The sequence below is a fragment of the Metabacillus mangrovi genome (assembly GCF_009711125.1).
Lineage (GTDB): Bacteria > Bacillota > Bacilli > Bacillales > Bacillaceae > Metabacillus_B > Metabacillus_B mangrovi.
In genome coordinates, this window is sequence record NZ_WMIB01000002.1 from 109,637 (window position 1) to 128,650 (window position 19,014).

The 19,014-nt window shown below is 49.9% G+C and carries 18 protein-coding genes; 17 read left to right on the plus strand and 1 reads right to left on the minus strand.

All coding sequences use genetic code 11. The features are described from left to right. Window positions 1–6 precede the first annotated feature (6 nt). The 7 genes from cysP (at window position 7) to GKZ89_RS04610 (ending at window position 5,373) form a co-directional block, all read left to right on the plus strand. Complete coding sequence (gene cysP / locus GKZ89_RS04580) at window positions 7–1,068, plus strand: sulfate permease (protein WP_162356514.1); 1,062 nt, start codon at window positions 7–9, stop codon at window positions 1,066–1,068. Window positions 1,069–1,109: 41 nt separating this feature from the next. Beyond that, a complete protein-coding gene (gene sat, locus GKZ89_RS04585; protein WP_155111216.1) occupies window positions 1,110–2,258 on the plus strand; it encodes a sulfate adenylyltransferase in 1,149 nt (382 codons plus the stop codon). Beyond that, window positions 2,255–2,860: an adenylyl-sulfate kinase gene (gene cysC / locus GKZ89_RS04590; protein ID WP_155111217.1), complete on the plus strand. Its 606-nt coding sequence runs from the start codon at window positions 2,255–2,257 to the stop codon at window positions 2,858–2,860. Before sat ends, cysC begins: the two co-directional genes overlap by 4 nt. 56 nt (window positions 2,861–2,916) lie before the next feature. Further along, complete coding sequence (gene cobA, locus GKZ89_RS04595) at window positions 2,917–3,690, plus strand: uroporphyrinogen-III C-methyltransferase (RefSeq protein WP_155111218.1); 774 nt, start codon at window positions 2,917–2,919, stop codon at window positions 3,688–3,690. Further along, window positions 3,691–4,464 (plus strand): CbiX/SirB N-terminal domain-containing protein, encoded by a 774-nt coding sequence (locus GKZ89_RS04600; protein WP_162356481.1) that lies wholly within the window; start codon window positions 3,691–3,693, stop codon window positions 4,462–4,464. It abuts the gene before it with no gap. Continuing rightward, complete coding sequence (locus tag GKZ89_RS04605; RefSeq protein ID WP_155111219.1) at window positions 4,445–4,942, plus strand: NAD(P)-dependent oxidoreductase; 498 nt, start codon at window positions 4,445–4,447, stop codon at window positions 4,940–4,942. Before GKZ89_RS04600 ends, GKZ89_RS04605 begins: the two co-directional genes overlap by 20 nt. A gap of 269 nt (window positions 4,943–5,211) precedes the next feature. Beyond that, complete coding sequence (locus tag GKZ89_RS04610) at window positions 5,212–5,373, plus strand: FbpB family small basic protein (protein WP_155111220.1); 162 nt, start codon at window positions 5,212–5,214, stop codon at window positions 5,371–5,373. 121 nt (window positions 5,374–5,494) lie between these two features. Here GKZ89_RS04610 and GKZ89_RS04615 read toward each other — a convergent pair whose 3' ends face one another. After that, entirely contained in the window at window positions 5,495–7,204 is a 1,710-nt protein-coding gene (locus GKZ89_RS04615) for an Rqc2 family fibronectin-binding protein (RefSeq protein WP_155111221.1), read from the minus strand. A gap of 203 nt (window positions 7,205–7,407) precedes the next feature. On the opposite strand from GKZ89_RS04615, the gene GKZ89_RS04620 reads away from it, so the two are divergent. The 10 genes from GKZ89_RS04620 to rsmB all read left to right on the plus strand — a co-directional run bounded on the left by GKZ89_RS04620 (window position 7,408) and on the right by rsmB (window position 19,011). Then, window positions 7,408–10,089: a calcium-translocating P-type ATPase, SERCA-type gene (locus GKZ89_RS04620; RefSeq protein ID WP_155111222.1), complete on the plus strand. Its 2,682-nt coding sequence runs from the start codon at window positions 7,408–7,410 to the stop codon at window positions 10,087–10,089. A 214-nt stretch (window positions 10,090–10,303) separates the two neighbouring features. After that, window positions 10,304–11,185, plus strand: a complete 882-nt coding sequence (locus GKZ89_RS04625) for a YicC/YloC family endoribonuclease (RefSeq protein WP_241680130.1) — start codon at window positions 10,304–10,306, stop codon at window positions 11,183–11,185. Between the two features lie 65 nt (window positions 11,186–11,250). After that, window positions 11,251–11,514: an extracellular matrix/biofilm regulator RemA gene (gene remA / locus GKZ89_RS04630; protein WP_155111224.1), complete on the plus strand. Its 264-nt coding sequence runs from the start codon at window positions 11,251–11,253 to the stop codon at window positions 11,512–11,514. A 15-nt stretch (window positions 11,515–11,529) separates the two neighbouring features. Then, window positions 11,530–12,144: a guanylate kinase gene (gmk, locus tag GKZ89_RS04635; protein WP_155111225.1), complete on the plus strand. Its 615-nt coding sequence runs from the start codon at window positions 11,530–11,532 to the stop codon at window positions 12,142–12,144. 3 nt (window positions 12,145–12,147) lie between these two features. Continuing rightward, a complete protein-coding gene (gene rpoZ, locus GKZ89_RS04640; RefSeq protein ID WP_155111226.1) occupies window positions 12,148–12,348 on the plus strand; it encodes a DNA-directed RNA polymerase subunit omega in 201 nt (66 codons plus the stop codon). A gap of 194 nt (window positions 12,349–12,542) precedes the next feature. Next, window positions 12,543–13,751 (plus strand): bifunctional phosphopantothenoylcysteine decarboxylase/phosphopantothenate--cysteine ligase CoaBC, encoded by a 1,209-nt coding sequence (gene coaBC / locus GKZ89_RS04645; RefSeq protein ID WP_155111227.1) that lies wholly within the window; start codon window positions 12,543–12,545, stop codon window positions 13,749–13,751. Next, window positions 13,752–16,163: a primosomal protein N' gene (gene priA / locus GKZ89_RS04650; RefSeq protein WP_155111228.1), complete on the plus strand. Its 2,412-nt coding sequence runs from the start codon at window positions 13,752–13,754 to the stop codon at window positions 16,161–16,163. 77 nt (window positions 16,164–16,240) lie between these two features. After that, entirely contained in the window at window positions 16,241–16,723 is a 483-nt protein-coding gene (gene def / locus GKZ89_RS04655) for a peptide deformylase (RefSeq protein ID WP_155111229.1), read from the plus strand. 5 nt (window positions 16,724–16,728) lie between these two features. Continuing rightward, a complete protein-coding gene (gene fmt, locus GKZ89_RS04660; RefSeq protein WP_155111230.1) occupies window positions 16,729–17,667 on the plus strand; it encodes a methionyl-tRNA formyltransferase in 939 nt (312 codons plus the stop codon). Next, complete coding sequence (gene rsmB / locus GKZ89_RS04665) at window positions 17,668–19,011, plus strand: 16S rRNA (cytosine(967)-C(5))-methyltransferase RsmB (protein ID WP_155111231.1); 1,344 nt, start codon at window positions 17,668–17,670, stop codon at window positions 19,009–19,011. Window positions 19,012–19,014: the final 3 nt, after the last annotated feature.

Here is a 19,014-nt window from a genome sequence, read left to right on the forward strand (position 1 = left end):
GCGATGATCGCGGCTGCAGCTGTTGTCCTCAGTTTGTTTTTTGCCATGAATATCGGGGCCAGCGGTGCGGCAGCTTCTATGGGAGTGGCATATGGGACAGGAGCTATTCCAAAGAAGACAGCTGCCCTGCTCCTCTGCGGAGCAGGAGTACTGCTCGGCGCGGTCCTGGGGGGCGGAGAGGTTGTTAAGACGATCAGCTCCGGCATTATTCCAAAATCGTCGATCACCATCGAAATCGTTCTCGTTATCATCAGCTCTGCCGCTGTTTCCCTTTTTCTTGCAAATCTCATGGGGATCCCTTTATCGACAAGTGAGGTGACAGTCGGCGCGGTGGCCGGTGTGGGAGTTGCCTTGCAGGCACTCTACATCAAATCAATCTTTACCATTATGATCTTTTGGGTGCTGATCCCAGTCGTTTCCTTTTTCATCACTTATTGTATCTGTAAATGGGCGAAGCCTGCGATGAACCGGCTGGAGAACAGAAGCGGCAGGCTGCTGATCTGGCTGCTGATTGGCGCAGGATTCTTCGAAGCCTTTTCAGCCGGAATGAACAATGTAGCCAACGCGGTTGGCCCGCTCGTCGCTTCCGGAGTGATGAGCACAGGTCAGGGAGTCTGGATCGGCGGAATTTTTGTCGCAGCAGGGGCGATTGTGCTCGGCGGCAGGGTTCTCGAAACGAACGGAAAAAAAATAACGACTTTGACGAAAACCGAAGGGATTGTCATTTCCAGTACAGGTGCATTCCTGGTCATTATGAGCTCGCTTTTTGGATTGCCTGTCCCGCTGACACAAGTCACTTCCACTTCCATCATGGCTTCGGGGGCTGCGAAAAGCGGAGCGATCGTCTTCCAAAAAGGAATCGTCCAGAAGATTGTGAAGGTCTGGATCGTCTCCCCGCTCGTCAGTCTGGCGATTTCCTATTTGCTTGTCAAACTGTTTATTCAGGGAGACTTATATGCTTCATTTTCAATAGCAGCCGTCATTATTGCTACTCTGGGCGTCCTTTCTCTAATGAATGCAATCAAGAGGGAAAAGCAGTCAATTCATGAACAGGGCGGCGGAATCTAACCATAAACCAAGTAAAACAATCCGATTAGGAGGAACAAAATATGAGCTTAGCACCACACGGAGGAAAACTGATCGACCGGCAGGAAATCGGGAAAAATCTCGATGATCTGAAAACGGACATTGTAATTGATGCTATGGCATTAAGCGACCTGGAGCTATTGGCGATTGGCGGGTACAGCCCGCTGACAGGGTTCATGAGCGAAAAAGAGTATAAGAGTGTAGTCGAAAAGATGAGGCTTACGGATGGAACAGTCTGGTCCATCCCGATTACGCTTCCGGTTTCAGCGGAGCAGGCTGATCAACTGACGCCCGGAGAAACAGCCAGGCTTATTTTTGAGGGGACAGTATACGGGTCGATCGAAGTCGGGGAAGTGTATACCCCTGATAAAGAAAAAGAAGCGGAACATGTATACAGAACCTCTGATCACAGCCATCCGGGTGTAAGCAAGCTGTTCTCCCGCGGAGATGTTTATGTAAGCGGGGAAATTACCCTTACAAAGAGGACAGTGCCTTCATTCCCGGAGCACTATTTTGACCCTTCTGAGACCCGGGCGGCATTTGCTGATAAAGGCTGGAAAACCATTGTCGGATTTCAGACACGCAATCCGGTGCACCGTGCTCACGAGTATATCCAAAAGACGGCCCTCGAAACGGTAGACGGCTTGTTCCTGAACCCGCTCGTCGGCGAGACGAAATCCGATGACATCTCAGCTGCGATCCGCATGAAAAGCTACAGAGTGCTGCTTGATGAATATTATCCGAAACAGCGCGTTTTTCTTGGTGTATTTCCAGCTGCGATGCGCTATGCAGGCCCGCGAGAGGCGATCTTTCATGCCCTGGTCCGCAAAAATTACGGATGCACCCACTTTATCGTCGGCAGAGATCACGCCGGTGTAGGGGATTATTACGGTACGTATGATGCGCAATATATTTTCGATGAGTTCCAGCCGGAGGAGATCGGCATTACGCCTCTCCGTTTTGAACACAGCTTCTACTGCAGCAAATGCGAAGGGATGGCGACGACTAAATCCTGCCCGCATGCCGCGGAATACAGAGTGATTTTGTCCGGAACAAAGGTTAGGGAGATGCTGCGCAAGGGAGAAGTCCCCCCGAGTACGTTCAGCCGGCCGGAAGTGATTAAAGTCTTGATCGAAGGCATGAGAGAAAGAGAAACGGAGGAAGCGAAATGACGCAGTCATCGAATGTGACCTGGCATGAGCAGTCCATCACAAAACAGGAACGCCGGGAAAGAAACGGACACCATAGTCTTGTCATTTGGTTCACCGGCTTATCCGGATCAGGGAAATCCACCATTGCCAATGAACTTGCCCGCAGGCTCTATGAAAATGGCGTGCAGGTATATGTGCTCGACGGGGATAACGTACGGCATGGCCTGAACGGAGACCTGGGATTCTCTGACGATGACCGCCGCGAAAACATAAGAAGGATCGGAGAAGTTGCCAAGCTTTTCACAGATGCCGGAAGTGTGGTGATCACTGCCTTCATTTCCCCGTTTAAAGAAGACCGGAGCCAGGTGCGGACACTGCTTGGAGCAGATGAATTCGTCGAGGTGTTCGCGGACTGCTCACTGGAGCAGTGCGAGGCTCGTGATCCGAAGGGACTTTATAAAAAGGCAAGGAAAGGTGAAATTAAAGGATTTACCGGAATCGACTCCCCTTATGAGGAGCCTGATCAGCCCGAAGTTAGACTCGACAGCTCAGCAAAAAACCCTGCAGAATGTGCAGAGGATGTATTACGATACCTGCAGGAAAAGAATTATATCCGATTGTAACCCATATAGGACTCCTATCCTCCTATGCGGTATAATGGAAGAAGGGAGGGATGATGATGTCAAAGGTTTACCTCGTGGGAGCGGGCCCGGGCGACCCTGAACTGATCACAGTAAAAGGGCTGAGATGCATTCAGGAGGCTGATGTCATTTTATACGACCGGCTCGTGAACAAAGAATTGCTGAGTCATGCAAAAAAAGGCGCTGACCTGATTTACTGCGGCAAGCTGCCTGACTACCACACGATGAAGCAGGAAACGATCAATCGTTTTCTCGTTAAATATGCAAAAAAAGGCCTTGTTGTCACCCGTCTAAAAGGAGGAGATCCTTTTGTTTTCGGACGGGGAGGGGAAGAGGCGGAAGCGCTCGTGCAGCATGGAATCGAATTTGAAGTCGTCCCCGGAATCACCTCCGGAATCGCTGCGGCTGCGTACGCTGGAATTCCTGTCACGCACAGGGAGGCAAGCGGAAGTGTCGCGTTCGTTACCGGCCATCTGAAAAATGGGGAAGATGGGCACGCAAAATGGAGCAGCCTGGCAAATGGAATCGATACCCTTGCCATCTATATGGGCATCAGTCAGCTGCCCTATATTCAGGAGCAGCTCATCCTGCACGGCAGGCCTGCTTCTACACCGGCAGCCGTGATTCACTGGGGAACAACTGAGGTCCAGAAAACAGCTGTAGGGACGCTTGGCAGCCTTCATCAGGCAGTAGAGGCCTCCGGGATCACGAATCCGAGCATGATTATTATCGGTGAAGTGGTCAAATACCGCGATCAGCTCAACTGGTTCAGGGAAAACCGGCAGGCAGCCAAAGTTAGCGGGGTGCTGTGAGTGAAAAACGCCGTACTGTATATCTGCCATGGGAGCAGAGTGAAAAAAGCAAGGGATGAAGCGGTTGCCTTCATCGAAAAGTGCAGCAGGCAAATTGCAGTGCCTATCCAGGAAATCTGTTTTCTTGAGCTGGCAGAACCGGATATTTCTTCAGGTATTGAAGCATGTGTCAAGCAGGGGGCAGAGCAGATCGCCGTCATTCCGGTACTGCTGCTTACAGCGGCCCATGCAAAATCGGATATACCGGAAGAACTTGAAAAAGCGCTCAAAAAACACCCTGATGTCGAGATTTCCTACGGAGCTCCAATTGGTGTACAGGGATCCATGGCTGAAGCGGTCCTGGAACAGACTGCCCCTTTGCCGGCGGATGAAGATGTGCGCCTGCTTCTTGTAGGAAGAGGAAGTTCCGATCCGGACGTGAAAAAGGATTTGCAGGAAATTGCATCCGGTATCGTCAAGCGTACAGAGGGTCTTGCCGTTACGGTCTGTTATTTAACGGCTGCAGAACCAGCTTTTTCTGAAGTTTTAAAAAAAATCGGCACCTTTAGGGAAAACAGCGTCTATATCGTGCCTTATCTGCTTTTTACGGGTCTGCTGATGAAGGGCATTGAAAAAGAGATCCAGAATCTCTCCAGTGAAAAAAACATCAGGCTGTGCTCTTATGTTGGTTTTTCACAACATACAGAGGCAGCCTTCGTAAAGAGAGTCCGTGAAGCACTGAACGGACTCCAGGCGGCGGAAGGAGTTTCCCGGTATGCTCCCTTTAATGCTTAATTTGGAAGGCAAGCCGGTCCTGATTGCCGGCGGAGGAAAAATCGCCCTCAGAAGGCTTCGTTTGCTATTAGCGGAAAATGCCGATATTACAGTGATCAGCCCGGAATCAGTCCCTGAAATCAGAGAGCTCGCCGAAACGGGTGCAATCAAATGGATCAGACGGAAAGCGGCCGCCGTAGACCTGCCCGGCTATTTATTGATCGTAGCAGCTACTGACAGCGATGAAACGAATCGGCTATTAGCAAGAAACGCCTCCCCTTTGCAGCTTGTGAACAATGCAGGCGATGCCGGAGAAGGAAACACAGAAGTGCCGAAGCATGAAAAAAGGGGACGGCTTACCATTGCAGTTTCCACCGGTGGGGCGAGCCCTCAAATGGCTAAAAGCATCTGCTCAGAAATAATCGGCCGGATCGACAGGAAGACAGTTGATGACCTGGACCGGCTCTATGAGGAACGGGCGGCCAGGAAAAACGTGTAAGGGCCATGTTTTAGCATGGCTCTTATTCATTTGACAAAACAAGCTGCATCCGTTAAGATAGATTTATAAGTTCATATGAACTCCAAAGGGGAGTAGCTGTTCAGTGAAGTCGTCATTACGGGAGAAATCCCCGGCTTTATTGGCAACAAATGTTGTTTGCGAGACCTTTGCCAAATTATTGGTAAAGGCATTTTTATTTTCGGAGCGCTTTTACCGTACAGGTAAAGGCGCTTTTTTATTTATTACTTGAAAAAGAGAGGATGAAATAGATGAGAAAATACAGCCGTTACTCTATGGAAGAATTTATCCGCATCAATAAAGAGGAAATCACGCGCAGTCCTGAATTGATGGACAAGCTGGAGAAGAAGATTGAAGAACGGTACACCGTGGTGTATCCGCAAACGAAGAAAGTACAAACAGGCAAGCATTAAAACCGGGGGGAACCCTGTAAAAAACAGCAAAACCCCGGAAGTACAGCTTCCGGGGTTTAACTATACACGGCTCATAAAGCTCCTGCTCTGAGAGAGTGAGGATTTTATGAGCCGTATTTTTTTATTTTTTCAGCCTTTTAACCAGATCCGCATCCGGTGTGACAAATACGGTTTGCTGATGATCGTAAATAACAAAGCCCGGTTTGGATCCGCTTGGCTTTTTTACATGGCGGACGAGCGTAAAGTCAACGGGTACGGAACCGGAGCTCCTTGCTTTGCTGTAATAAGCAGCGATATTGGCCGCTTCCAAAATGCTCTCTTCTGAAGGAGTTTTGGATTTGATGACGACGTGTGATCCGGGAATATCCTTTGTGTGCAGCCATAGATCATCCCTTGCAGCGGCGCGGGTGGTCAAGTATTCATTTTGCTTATTGTTTTTCCCTACAAGGATCTGGGTGCCGTCTGACGCCTGGTACTGCTCTAGAACAGGCAGGACATTTTTTTGCTTCTTCCCTTTTTTCACGGCTTTTTTCTTCAGGTAGCCGCCTTCCTGCAGTTCTTCCCGGATCTCTTCCAAATCTCCGGGAGAGGCAGATTCGATTTGCTGAAGCAGATTATCAAGGTAGATCATCTCTTCATCCGTAAGCTTCAGCTGCTCTTCGATATGCGCTACCGATTTTTTCGCTTTCTGATACTTGCCGAAATAACTTTGAGCATTTTCGGATGGTGTTTTTTGAGGATGAAGAGTGATTGTGACAGTGCCTCCCTCTTCATCGTAATAATTGAGCACCTCCGCCTGTTTGTCACCCCGCTGGATGGCATAAAGATTAGCGGTCAGCAATTCTCCGTAAAGCTGGTATTTATCGGCATCTTCAGCATCCTGCAGAGATTTGTGCAGCTTCTTGATTTTCGCTTTGTTCTTCTTCAGCTCATTTTGAAGAAACCGCTCCAAATCACTTCCCTGCTGCTTAACCCGGTCCCTGTCTGCTTTTCCGAAATAGTACCGGTCGAGCAGCGCGCTTAGAGAAGGGAAAGCTTTGCTTTCTCCTTTTAAATGAGTCAGATCTGTCAGATAAAAAGCTTCTTTGTTCTCAGTGATCGTCATCACGGGCTTCCATTCATTCTGCTGAAGGCCGCTCATCATGTTTATAAAAGCTTCCGGTACGGTGACTCTGTTGGCAAGTCCTGCCCGGTGGATGATTTCTTTTGCGAGCAGGGGGGAAATGCCGGCAAACTGCTGGACAAGCTGCTGATCCAGTTTGCTGCCAAAAAAGTCGAGCTTGCGGGCCACATCTTCTGCAGAAAGCGCGAATGGCTCCGTTTTGTGCTGCGCCGGAGGATAGATATACGGATGTCCGGGGAGCACGGTCCTGTAACTGTTCACGGCAGGAGGGAGGTGTTTGATGCTGTCAAGAATCACCTGCTTTTCCGAATCGACAAGAACCAGGTTGCTGTGACGACCCATGATCTCGGCGATCAGCTCTTTATACGTTATATCCCCGAGCTCATTCCGGCCCTTCAGCTTGAAGATGATAATCCGTTCCATATCCTTTTGTTCGATTTTTTCAATCACACTGCCTTCCAGATGCTTTCTGAGCAGCATGCAGAACATCGGAGGGGAACTCGGGTTTTCATAGCTCTCTTCAGTCAGATGAATCCGTGCATAGCTCGGATGTGCAGATATGAGCAATTTATGATTGTTTCCCCCTGCTCTGACCTGAAGGATCAATTCATTCTTATAAGGCTGATAAATCTTGGATACTCTGCCGTTTTCAAGCTTTTCCTGAAGCTCTTTTGCCATGGCATAAGTAAAAATTCCGTCAAAAGACATTTCCTTCACCTGCTTACGTCCAATAAAATTTCGTAAAAACAATCCACTATCCATTATAGCTTGTTAAGCCGGGTTCTTACACCATTTAGTTCTGCAGCTTGCACCTGTCACGGTGTTTCAGTCATGATTGCCTGCTTGTCTGAATAGGATGGAGGTAGACAAGGCTTGACCAATTCCGTTAGCAAGGGGTGCATAACAAGACGATGAAATGGCATGAGATGGAGATTCAGGAAGCAGCAGCTTCCGTCAAAACGGACAGGGATACAGGCCTTTCAGACAGCGAGGTGCAGAGCCGCTACAGCAAGTTTGGCTACAATGAGCTGGAGGAGGCAAAAAAGACATCCGCTCTGCTGTTGTTTTTAGGGCAGTTTAAAGATTTTATGGTCCTCGTTCTTTTCGGAGCGACCATCATTTCAGCTTTTCTTGGAGAATACATTGATGCGGTCGCCATTATCGCTATCGTCTTACTGAACGGGGTGCTTGGCTTTTTGCAGGAAAGAAGGGCAGAAAGATCGCTGGAGGCGCTGAAACAGCTCTCCGCTCCTCAGGTCAGTGCTCTAAGGGAAGGAGAATGGGTCCGCATCCCGTCGAGAGGGCTTGTTCCCGGAGATATCGTAAAATTTACAGCAGGGGACCGGATTGGAGCGGATGTAAGGCTTCTTTCTGTAAAAAGTCTTGAAATTGAAGAATCCGCATTAACAGGGGAATCTCTGCCGGTTCAAAAAACGTGCGGCGCATTAAAGGTTCAGGAAGCCGGGCTTGGTGATCTGACGAATATGGCCTTCATGGGGACTCTTGTCACCCGGGGAAGCGGAACAGGCATGGTCGTCGCGACCGGAATGAAAACGGCTATGGGACAGATTGCAGATCTGCTTCAGTCCGCCGGAACTCTTGATACACCTCTCCAAAAGCGTCTCGAGCAGCTTGGAAAGATCCTGATCGTTGTTGCTTTGTTATTAACTGCTCTAGTGGTTGGTGTGGGAGTCATACAGGGCCATAGCGTATATGCCATGTTCCTCGCCGGCGTTTCCCTGGCGGTAGCGGCTATACCTGAAGGCTTGCCTGCGATCGTAACCGTAGCACTGGCACTTGGCGTTCAGAGGATGATCCGCCAAAAGTCCATTGTCAGGAAGCTTCCGGCTGTCGAAACGCTCGGCTGTGCTTCGGTCATTTGCTCCGACAAAACCGGGACGATGACTCAGAACAAAATGACGGTGACTGATATATGGTCAGAAGGCAGACAGTGGAAGGTCACGGGGACAGGGCTTGATCTGAGTGGCGCGTTTACGTTTCGGGATGAGCCGGTGCTTCCAAAAAATGAAAAAGCTCTGCAGCAGCTTCTGACCTTTGGGATGCTCTGCAATACAGCCCATCTCATTGACAAAGAAGAAGAAAAAAGAATCGATGGGGATCCGACAGAAGGCGCCCTTCTGATTGCAGCGATGAAGGCAGGGATCACACGAGAAGGATTAGAGAAAAAATTCACGATAATTGAAGAGTTTCCTTTCGATTCCAGCCGTAAAAGAATGAGTGTCATTGCGGAGGATACAGCCGGGAAACGCTTTGTCGTAACGAAGGGAGCACCGGATGTTCTGCTGAGCCTGTCCAGGCATGTGCTTTGGGAAAATAGGCAGCAGCACATGGCTTCCTCTCATGAACAGCGGATAAAAGAATCCATTGAGTCCATGGCTTCCAAAGCGCTACGGACGATCGCCATCGCTTATAAGCCGCTTCACGGCAGTCATAAAATCAGCCAAGAGGAGGCAGAGAGAGATTTAGTCTTTCTCGGACTTCAGGGAATGATCGATCCTCCGAGGCCTGAAGTAAAGCAGGCGATAAAAGAATGCCGTGCTGCCGGTATTAAGACCGTGATGATTACCGGTGACCATGTGATCACAGCAAGGGCCATTGCCAGACAGCTGGACCTTCTTCCTCAAAACGGAAAAGTGATGGAAGGTTCAGAGCTAAACAGGCTCTCTGATGAAGAACTCGAGCAAATTGCAGATGATGTATATGTCTTTGCAAGAGTTTCACCCGAGCATAAGCTGAAAATTGTAAAAGCCCTGCAAAAGAGAGGCCATATTGTTGCGATGACCGGTGACGGCGTGAATGATGCTCCTGCCATCAAGGCCGCGGACATAGGGATCGCGATGGGCATTACCGGAACCGATGTAGCTAAGGAGGCTTCTGCGCTCGTTCTCGCGGATGATAATTTTGCCACCATTAAATCAGCGATCAAAGAAGGCCGTAATATTTATGAAAATATAAGAAAGTTTATCCGATACCTGCTCGCCTCTAATGTTGGGGAAATACTGGTCATGCTCTTTGCTATGCTGCTAGCCCTGCCGCTCCCGCTCGTTCCGATTCAGATCCTGTGGGTGAATCTTGTAACTGACGGCCTGCCGGCCATGGCCCTCGGGCTGGATCAGCCTGAAGGAAACCTGATGAACAGAAAACCGCGCCATCCGAAAGAAGGGGTATTTGCAAGAAAGCTCGGCTGGAAAGTAATCTCGAGGGGGTTTTTAATAGGAGGGGCGACGCTTGGGGCGTTCCTGTTTATTTACAGCCGGGACCCGGAAAACCTGGCATACGCACAGACGGTCGCATTTTCCACCCTTGTCATGGCCCAGCTCATCCATGTATTCGACTGCCGCAGCGAAAAGTCCATTTTCGACCGCAATCCCTTTGAAAATATGTATCTTGTGTGGGCGGTCATTTCATCAGTCATCCTGATGCTTGCTGTAATCTATTATCCTCCGCTGCAGCCAATCTTTAAGACGGTGCCGATTGTTCTGCGGGACTGGGTTCTGATTCTTGGAATGGCCTCTCTGCCAACCTTTTTGCTGGCAGGATCCCTGCTGTCGGCAAAAGGGAAAAAGGCCTGAACAATCACGTTCTCCCTGTCACTTTTCAAAACTGGGCCAAGGGGTTCAGGCTGGCCGGAGGTTCATGAAGACTGGCCTCATCCGCACAGAGCCTTCTAAAATTTCATAAACCACAAGATAATCCTGAATGGATATGGTATAATTCTCAAGGTAATAGCCCTTTTGTCTATTACCTTTTTATTTTTCCCGCTGAATAATGGGGAATAAGGAAGTGATGCCGATGATCTCAAGCATGACAGGGTATGGAAGGGCATCTGCAGTCTATCGGGGAAGCAGGATACAGGCGGAATTGCGTTCGGTGAACCACCGCTTCTGCGAAATCAGCATAAAAATGCCTAGACAACTTATGACAATAGAGGATAAAATCAAAAAAGCAATCTCCGGCCGGATACGGCGGGGACGGGTTGAAGCATACATAACCATCGGCGGCGAACCGATTTCAAGGCAGACTTTAACGCCGGATTGGGAGCTGCTGGACCAGGCTGCCAAAGCTGCAGCTGAAATGAAAAAGCGCTACGGGCTTGAACATACTGTCTCGGCTGACGGACTGATGCGTATAGAAGGTGCTTTTGCCGTACAGGAAGAGTATGAAGAGCAGAGCGGTCTGGATGAAGCGGTCCTGCGTGCTGCAGAACAGGCAGCAGCTGAACTGCAAGCCATGAGGCAGGCTGAAGGAAGGCATCTGCTGAAAGACATCAGCGGGAGACTGGATGAGGTCAGGGCGGCTGCCGGAAAAATGAAAGCCGCTGCACCGGCAGTCCGGCAATTATATATGGAGAAGCTGTCACAGAAGATGATCGATTTGCTGCAGTCAAAGGCGGATGAACAAAGAATCCTGACGGAAGCTGCTGTTTTTGCTGAAAAAGCGGATATATCTGAAGAGGTGACCCGGATTTACAGCCATCTGGAACAGTTCGGGGAAACGCTTGAACTGGAGGATGCAGTAGGGCGCAAGCTTGATTTTATTGTGCAGGAGCTGAACCGGGAAGCGAACACGATCGCATCCAAAGCAAATGACAGCAAGGTCTCAAGACATGCCGTTGAACTGAAGAGCATCATAGAGAAAATCAGGGAACAGGTTCAGAATGTGGAATAGGCGCCTGTTTAGGCCGTACTTTTTCAGGCTAAACTAGAGCTGGTATACTATAGGGGGAGCAAACGTTGAACATTAAACTTATTAATATCGGTTTTGGCAATATTGTATCAGCTAACAGAATAATTTCCATTGTCAGTCCTGAATCTGCACCGATCAAAAGGATTATTCAAGATGCCAGGGACCGCGGCATGCTCATTGATGCCACCTATGGACGCCGGACGAGGGCAGTGGTCGTGATGGACAGCGATCATATCATCCTGTCCGCAGTGCAGCCTGAGACAGTTGCCCACAGGCTGTCAAATAAAGAAGAGCTATCAGAGGAAGGGTAGGGGTCAGAAGCCGCTATGAAAGAAAGAGGACTGCTCATTGTCCTTTCAGGTCCTTCGGGAGTTGGGAAAGGTACAGTCAGAAAAGAGATATTTTCGCAGGAAGATACAAAGTTTCATTACTCGATCTCGGTTACGACAAGAAAGCCCCGGACAGGCGAGGTTGACGGAATCGATTATTTCTTTAAGAGCCGGACAGAGTTCGAGTCTATGATCGAGCAGGAGCGATTGCTCGAATGGGCGGAGTTTGTCGGCAATTATTACGGCACACCCGTAGATTATGTAGAGAAGACGCTGAGTGAGGGCAAGGATGTATTTCTTGAAATTGAGGTGCAAGGCGCGCTTCAAGTCCGCAAGGCTTTTCCGGAAGGACTTTTTATCTTCCTGATGCCGCCGTCACTGGATGAACTGAAGAACCGGATTGTAACCCGCGGAACAGAATCAGCTGAGGTCATCGAAAACCGCCTGCAGGCTGCCAAAGAAGAAATTCTCCTCATGGACGCGTATGATTACGTTGTGGAGAATGATCAGGTGCAGCTTGCCTGCGACCGCATCAAAGCGATTGTGACCGCCGAGCATTGCCGGAGGGAACGGGTTGCCCCGCTTTATAAAAAGAAAATCTCGGAGGTATAACAGATGCTGAACCCATCAATTGATTCACTGATGAACAAACTTGATTCCAAATATACACTTGTCACGGTCGCTTCAAAGCGCGCGAGGGCCATGCAGATCTATAAAGATCAGCAGATCCAAAAGCCGGTCTCCCATAAGTACGTGGGAAAAGCGCTGGAAGAGATTGATGCAGGACTTCTTTTTTATGAAAAAGACGACCAATAAGCCAGAATGAAAGAAATGCCGGGCTGATACCGCGCATGGCTGCATGACACTGCTTCCGCAATGCCGGAAAGCATTCAGTGCCGCCCTGCCGTGGATCGGCCCTGTTTTTTTTCAGCTGGGGTGCCTTCTGCTTTGGGTATGCCGGCATTCACTGGTAAAATAGGAAGAACGAATAAGAGGGCGGGGTTATAGCTATGGGAGACAAGAAGAGGATTCTGCTGGGCGTAAGCGGCGGCATCGCCGTATACAAAGCGGCTGCATTAACGAGCAAGCTGACACAGGCGGGCTTCGAGGTGAAAGTCATCATGACCGAGTCTGCCTGTGAATTTGTTTCGCCCCTCACGTTTCAGGCATTATCAAGGAACGATGTTTTTACGGATACGTTTGACGAAAAGGATTCAAAGGTGATTGCCCATATCGATCTGGCAGATTGGGCAGATCTTTTCCTGGCGGCGCCTGCAACCGCCAATGTTATCGGGAAGCTTGCCAGCGGAATAGCGGATGATATGCTCACTACGACACTGCTGGCAACGACAGCACCGGTATGGATCGCTCCCGCTATGAATGTTCATATGTACGATCATCCTGCTGTAAAACGGAACATCCGGACGCTTTATGAAGATGGCTGCCGGTTTATCGAACCGAGTGAGGGCTATTTAGCATGCGGGTATGTTGGAAGAGGGCGTCTGGAAGAACCCGAAAAAATAGTCAGGCTGATTCAAAGTCATTTTCTTTCTGAAGAAGGCGGTCCGCTGACAGGACGGAAAATACTGGTCACAGCAGGACCGACGGTCGAACCGGTTGACCCGGTCCGATACTTTTCGAACCGCTCGACAGGGAAAATGGGCTTCGCTGTCGCAGAGCGCGCGGCAGAGATGGGAGCAGATGTCACGCTGATCTCCGGTCCGTCCCCGCTCAGCGATCCGTATGGAGTCAAGGTGATCAGGGTTCAGACGGCTGCTGAGATGCTGGATGAAACACTGAGCCGCTTCGATGGCCAGGATGCGGTCATCAAATCAGCTGCGGTGGCAGATTACAGGCCGGCCAATCCTCTGGCATACAAGATGAAAAAGCAGGACGGCCCGCTCTCAGTCGAAATGGAGCGGACGGATGACATATTAAAACTTCTCGGCGAAAGGAAAAAACACCAGCTCCTCATCGGCTTTGCTGCCGAGACAGACCGGGTCCATGAATATGCGATGGAGAAGCTCCGGAAAAAAAACCTGGATTTAATCGTATCGAACAATGTAGCGGTTGAAGGAGCAGGTTTTGCGTCTGACACTAATCTTATTACGATTCACCGCAAGGACGGGTCTGCAGCAGAGCTGCCGATGATGTCCAAAAAAGACGCTGCAGAAGCAATTTTGCTTGAGGCTGCTGCACTGCTCAGGGCGGAGAGCTGAATGAAGGTTGCACATGTCGTAGTGGACGTGCCTGCTATGCAGACGGACAAGCCCTTTGATTACCGGATCCCTGAAAAATGGGAAGAGGTCATCGTTCCCGGGATCAGAGTGATCGTTCCATTCGGACCGCGAAAGGTTCAGGGGTTTGTTACAGGGATCGCAGAAGCATCTGACCACGGTAAGCTGAAAACCATCTCCGAACTGTTTGACCTTACTCCGGCATTGACGGATGAACTGCTTAAGCTAGGCCAATGGCTGACAGAAAAAACCCTTTGCTTTCAAATCTCGGCGTTTCAGGCGATGCTCCCGGCAGCCATGAAGGCCAAATACGAAAAAAAGATCGTCCTCACCGGAAATGCTGAGGAGCTTCCGTTTGACCTCGCCGTATTATTCAGCAACACGGATAGCCTGTCCTGGGATGAGGCTCAAGCACATGACCTGTTCAGTTCCCTTCAAAAGCAGATGAAGAAGGGAACACTTGAAGTGGTTTACCAGGTAAAGCAAAAAGGCAAACAGAAAAAGGTCCGCTCCATCGAAGTGAACGGAACAGCAGAAGCTATTGAAACAGCAGCACGGGAGATGCCGCCGCAGGCTTCAAGGCAAAAAGCGGTCCTTGATTTTTTCATTCATAACGGGCTGTCGCCGATGTCTGCTGCAGACTTGAAGGAGCTAGCAGGCGCAAGTGATGCTTCCATTAAATCTTTGGTGCAAAAAGGGCTCCTTACTGAAAAGTGGGTGGAGGTATACCGCGATCCATTCGGCCACCGGACCTTCAAACCGACGAAAAGCATGCCTCTCACCAGGGAGCAGGAGTCCGCGATCGCCCCGATTCTCAGCTGCATTGAAGAGAAACGCCATGAAGTCTTTCTCATGTATGGCGTTACCGGCAGCGGGAAGACAGAGGTGTACCTTCAGGCGATCGACCGTGTGATCAGGGAAGGAAAAGAAGCCATCGTCCTCGTGCCGGAAATCGCGCTGACGCCTCAAATGGTTGACCGCTTCAAGGGCCGTTTTGGATCCATGGTAGCGGTTCTCCACAGCGGTCTCTCGACAGGGGAAAAGTATGATGAGTGGCGCAAAATACAGCGGGGGGAAGTAAAGCTCGCTGTAGGGGCCCGCTCTGCCATCTTTGCCCCGTTTCAGAACCTCGGCATCATTGTCATCGATGAAGAGCATGAATCCAGCTATAAACAGGAGGAAAACCCCCGGTATCATGCAAGGGATGTGGCCATCCGGCGCGCTGAAAGCCACAGCTGTCCGGTCGTGCTTGGAAGTGCGACCCCTGCGCTCGAATCGTTTGCACGGGCGGGCAAAGGAGTATATAAATTGCTCCCGCTTGCCAAAAGGGTCAATGAACGGCCGCTGCCTGAAGTGAGTGTTGTGGATATGAGAGAAGAGCTCAGGGAAGGGAACCGCTCGATGTTTTCCAGAGCTCTTTTTGAGCACCTCCAGGCAAGACTGGAAAGAAACGAGCAGTCTGTTCTATTTCTTAACCGCCGCGGCTTCTCTTCGTTTGTGATGTGCAGGGATTGCGGCTTTGTGATTCAATGCCCGAACTGTGACATCTCCATGACCTATCATCGTCAGGGGCAGAAGATGAAGTGCCATTATTGCGCCCATGAAGCCCCTATGCCCTCTTCTTGTCCCGAGTGCACAAGCGAACATATCCGTTTTTTCGGTACGGGCACTCAGAAAGTAGAAGAAGAGCTGGCGAGGGTTCTCCCTGAAGCAAGAGTCATCCGTATGGATGTGGATACAACCTCCCGGAAAGGCGCGCATGAGCGGCTGCTGTCACAGTTTGGAGAGGGAAAGGCGGATATTCTGCTTGGTACCCAGATGATTGCAAAAGGTCTTGATTTTCCAAAGGTGACACTCGTCGGGGTCCTGGCGGCGGATACGATGCTGCATCTTCCGGATTTCCGTTCCTCTGAAAAAACGTTTCAGCTGCTCACTCAGGTTAGCGGCAGAGCAGGCAGGCATGATCTGTCCGGCGAGGTCATCATTCAGTCTTATTCACCGGAGCATTACAGCATCCAGCTGGCAAAAGAGCATCACTACGATGGCTTTTTCGAAAGGGAAATGAGTGAAAGAAAGCTCGGCTCCTATCCGCCATACTATTTTCTGGCAGTAGTGAATGTATCTCATCCCGATTTGCTGAAAGCGTCAGGGGTTATGGAAAATATCGCCCAGTACTTGAAGCAGAACACAGATCCCTATACAAAAATTCTCGGGCCGGTGGCTTCACCGATTCCAAGAATCAAGAATAGATATCGCTATCAATGCATGATAAAATACAAAAAAGATGATAAGCTGATTCCGGTACTGAAAAAAGTGATGGACCGCTACCAGCAGGAAACAGCACGGGAGGATCTTGGGATTTCCATTGATTTGAACCCCTCTTCCCTTATGTAAACCAACAATTTGACCGAATGAGACCGGCCCGGGCCGGTCTTCTATATGCAGTCAGCAGATTTAGAGGAGGAACGTTTATGGCTATAATGAAAATAGTAGAGCATCCGGATCCGGTTCTTGAACAGCCCTGTGAAAAAGTAACGGAGTTCGACAGGGATCTTGTGCGGCTGCTGAAGGATATGCATGAAACGATGATGGCTGCAGATGGAGTAGGGCTCGCTGCCCCGCAGGTTGGGATCCCAAAGCGGATTGCCGTGGTCGATATCGGGGATGAATACGGAAGAATTGAACTGATCAACCCGAAGGTTCTGGCAAGCAGGGGAGAACAGACGGGACCTGAAGGGTGCTTGAGCTTCCCCGGACTGTTCGGCGAAGTTAAGAGGCCTGATTATGTAAAAGTCCACGCGTTCAACCGGAAAGGGAAGCCGTATACGGTTGAAGCGGACGGTTTTCTTGCAAGAGCGCTGCAGCACGAAATCGATCATTTGGACGGAATACTGTTTACAAGCAAGGTTCTCCGGTACTACGAAGAAGGAGAACTTGAGGAAATGGAAGGATGAATCACATGACTAGAATTGTATTCATGGGCACACCGGATTTTTCGGTCCCTGTGTTAAGAATGCTCGTAACGGAAGGCTATAACGTGGTCGGAGTCGTCACGCAGCCGGACAGGCCGAAGGGAAGGAAAAAGGAACTCGCACCGCCGCCTGTTAAAACCGAAGCTCTGAAACACGGCATACAGGTTCTTCAGCCTGAGAAAATTCGCAGCCCGAAGGATCTGGAGGAAGTGCTCGCGCTGAAGCCGGACCTCGTCGTGACCGCCGCGTTCGGCCAGATTCTGCCGAAGGAGCTTCTGGAAGCGCCGAAGCATGGCTGCATCAACGTTCATGCTTCCCTTCTCCCTGAACTCAGAGGAGGGGCACCGATTCATTACGCCATCCTCCAGGGAAAAGAGAAGACGGGAATCACGATTATGTATATGGCTGAGAAACTCGATGCCGGCGATATCCTTACTCAATCAGAAGTCGTGATAACAGAGGAAGATAATGTCGGGACCCTTCATGATAAATTGAGCAGCTCCGGAACGAAGCTGCTGTCTGATACGCTGCCCGCCCTGCTTGAAGGCAGGCTCAAACCGATCAAGCAGGATGATGCGAAGGCGACGTTTGCATCCAATATTAAGAGGGAGCAGGAAAAAATCGACTGGAGCAAAACAGGGGAAGAAATCTACAACCACATCCGCGGTCTGAACCCGTGGCCGGTCGCATTCACCCTGCTCGAAGGACAGACCCTTAAAGTATGGAAGGCTGAAAAAGTTTCCAGTATCAATCATTCACAGCCCGGCACGGTCATCGGTGTGGATACAGACGGTTTTGCTGTGGCTACAGGAAACGGAACAGCGGTAAAGGTGACGGAGCTGCAGCCTTCCGGGAAGAAAAAAATGAGCGGGGAAGATTTTCTGCGCGGCAGCAAACTAACGCCCGGCGTGAAGCTTGGTGAATAGATGAAAACATCTAACGTAAGAGAGCTCGCCGTGGAAGCTTTGGCTGCCGTGGAAAAGAATCAGGCATACAGCAACCTGCTATTAAACACGTTCATCGAGAAGAGCAGGCTTTCGCCCAAGGATACAGCGCTCTTCACTGAACTCGTATACGGTACACTTCAAAGAAAAATCACACTGGACTATTTTCTGGCCCCGTTCACTTCCAAAGCGAAAAAAATGGAATTATGGGTCAGGATCCTGCTCCGCCTGTCTGTTTATCAGATGGTTTATCTCGACCGGATCCCGGAACGGGCAATCTTTTTTGAAGCGGTGGAAATTTCCAAGCGGAAGGGCCATAAAGGCATTGCCGGCTTTGTGAATGGAGTGCTCCGGGCTGTCCAGAGAGAAGGAATCCCTTCACTGGATGACATAAAAGATCCGGCAGAGCGGATCTCGACCGGTACAAGCCATCCTCTTTGGCTTGTGAAAAAGTGGATCCGCCAGTACGGGCTCGAGCAGACCGAACAGATGTGCAGTACTCATCTGCTGCCTCCTGCTGCTTCGGCCCGCACCAACTCGATGCAGCTGACCCCGGAAGAAGCGATACAAATTCTTTCGGCTGAAGGGTTGGAAGCAGAAAAAGGGGTTCTCGCAGAAGAGGCGGTCACTTTGAAAAAAGGGAGCATCTCAAAAACAGATCTCTTCAAGCAGGGAAAACTCTCCATTCAGGATGAGAGCTCGATGCTGACAGCAAGAGCTGTAGGACCGCTGAAACACGAACAGATTCTTGATGCATGCGCAGCACCTGGAGGTAAATCCTCCCATATGGCGGAACTTATGGAAGGGACAGGTGAAATTATTTCTCTGGATCTTCATCAGCATAAGGTCAATCTGATCGCCTCCCAGGCAGAAAGACTCGGACTTCAGAACATCAAGCCTAAAGCAATGGATGCAAGAGAGGCGGCTGAACAGCTCGCCGGACGTGAATTTGACCGGATCCTTGTTGATGCTCCCTGCTCAGGATTTGGAGTCATCCGCAGAAAACCGGATATAAAATATGCGAAAACTGCCGAAGATGTAGAAAGGCTGTCTTCCATCCAGAAAGACCTGCTTGATTCCGTTTCGCGTTTGCTTAAAAAAGGTGGTACACTTGTATATAGCACTTGTACAATGGATCAGGAAGAGAACGAACAAGTGGTAGCTGAATTTTTGAGTACACATCCGGATTTTGAAGAAGATCACAATTTAAAACAGTTCCTTCCAGAGAAGGTGCATCCATATATCAGCGGCGGCAAGCTGCAGATTCTGCCGCACTATTTTTCAACAGACGGATTTTTCATCACTAGATTAAAAAAGAAGGTGTAAAGA

Coding starts and splice junctions, on each gene's coding strand:
- cysC (WP_155111217.1), top strand. CDS start 2,255: ATGACGCAGTCATCGAATGTGACCTGGCATGAGCAGTCCATCACAAAA.
- rpoZ (WP_155111226.1), top strand. CDS start 12,148: ATGCTGAACCCATCAATTGATTCACTGATGAACAAACTTGATTCCAAA.
- priA (WP_155111228.1), top strand. CDS start 13,752: ATGAAGGTTGCACATGTCGTAGTGGACGTGCCTGCTATGCAGACGGAC.
- GKZ89_RS04610 (WP_155111220.1), top strand. CDS start 5,212: ATGAGAAAATACAGCCGTTACTCTATGGAAGAATTTATCCGCATCAAT.
- GKZ89_RS04615 (WP_155111221.1), bottom strand. CDS start 7,204: ATGTCTTTTGACGGAATTTTTACTTATGCCATGGCAAAAGAGCTTCAG.
- GKZ89_RS04625 (WP_241680130.1), top strand. CDS start 10,304: ATGCCGATGATCTCAAGCATGACAGGGTATGGAAGGGCATCTGCAGTC.
- gmk (WP_155111225.1), top strand. CDS start 11,530: ATGAAAGAAAGAGGACTGCTCATTGTCCTTTCAGGTCCTTCGGGAGTT.
- GKZ89_RS04605 (WP_155111219.1), top strand. CDS start 4,445: ATGCTCCCTTTAATGCTTAATTTGGAAGGCAAGCCGGTCCTGATTGCC.
- fmt (WP_155111230.1), top strand. CDS start 16,729: ATGACTAGAATTGTATTCATGGGCACACCGGATTTTTCGGTCCCTGTG.
- sat (WP_155111216.1), top strand. CDS start 1,110: ATGAGCTTAGCACCACACGGAGGAAAACTGATCGACCGGCAGGAAATC.
- GKZ89_RS04620 (WP_155111222.1), top strand. CDS start 7,408: ATGAAATGGCATGAGATGGAGATTCAGGAAGCAGCAGCTTCCGTCAAA.
- def (WP_155111229.1), top strand. CDS start 16,241: ATGGCTATAATGAAAATAGTAGAGCATCCGGATCCGGTTCTTGAACAG.
- coaBC (WP_155111227.1), top strand. CDS start 12,543: ATGGGAGACAAGAAGAGGATTCTGCTGGGCGTAAGCGGCGGCATCGCC.
- cobA (WP_155111218.1), top strand. CDS start 2,917: ATGTCAAAGGTTTACCTCGTGGGAGCGGGCCCGGGCGACCCTGAACTG.
- rsmB (WP_155111231.1), top strand. CDS start 17,668: ATGAAAACATCTAACGTAAGAGAGCTCGCCGTGGAAGCTTTGGCTGCC.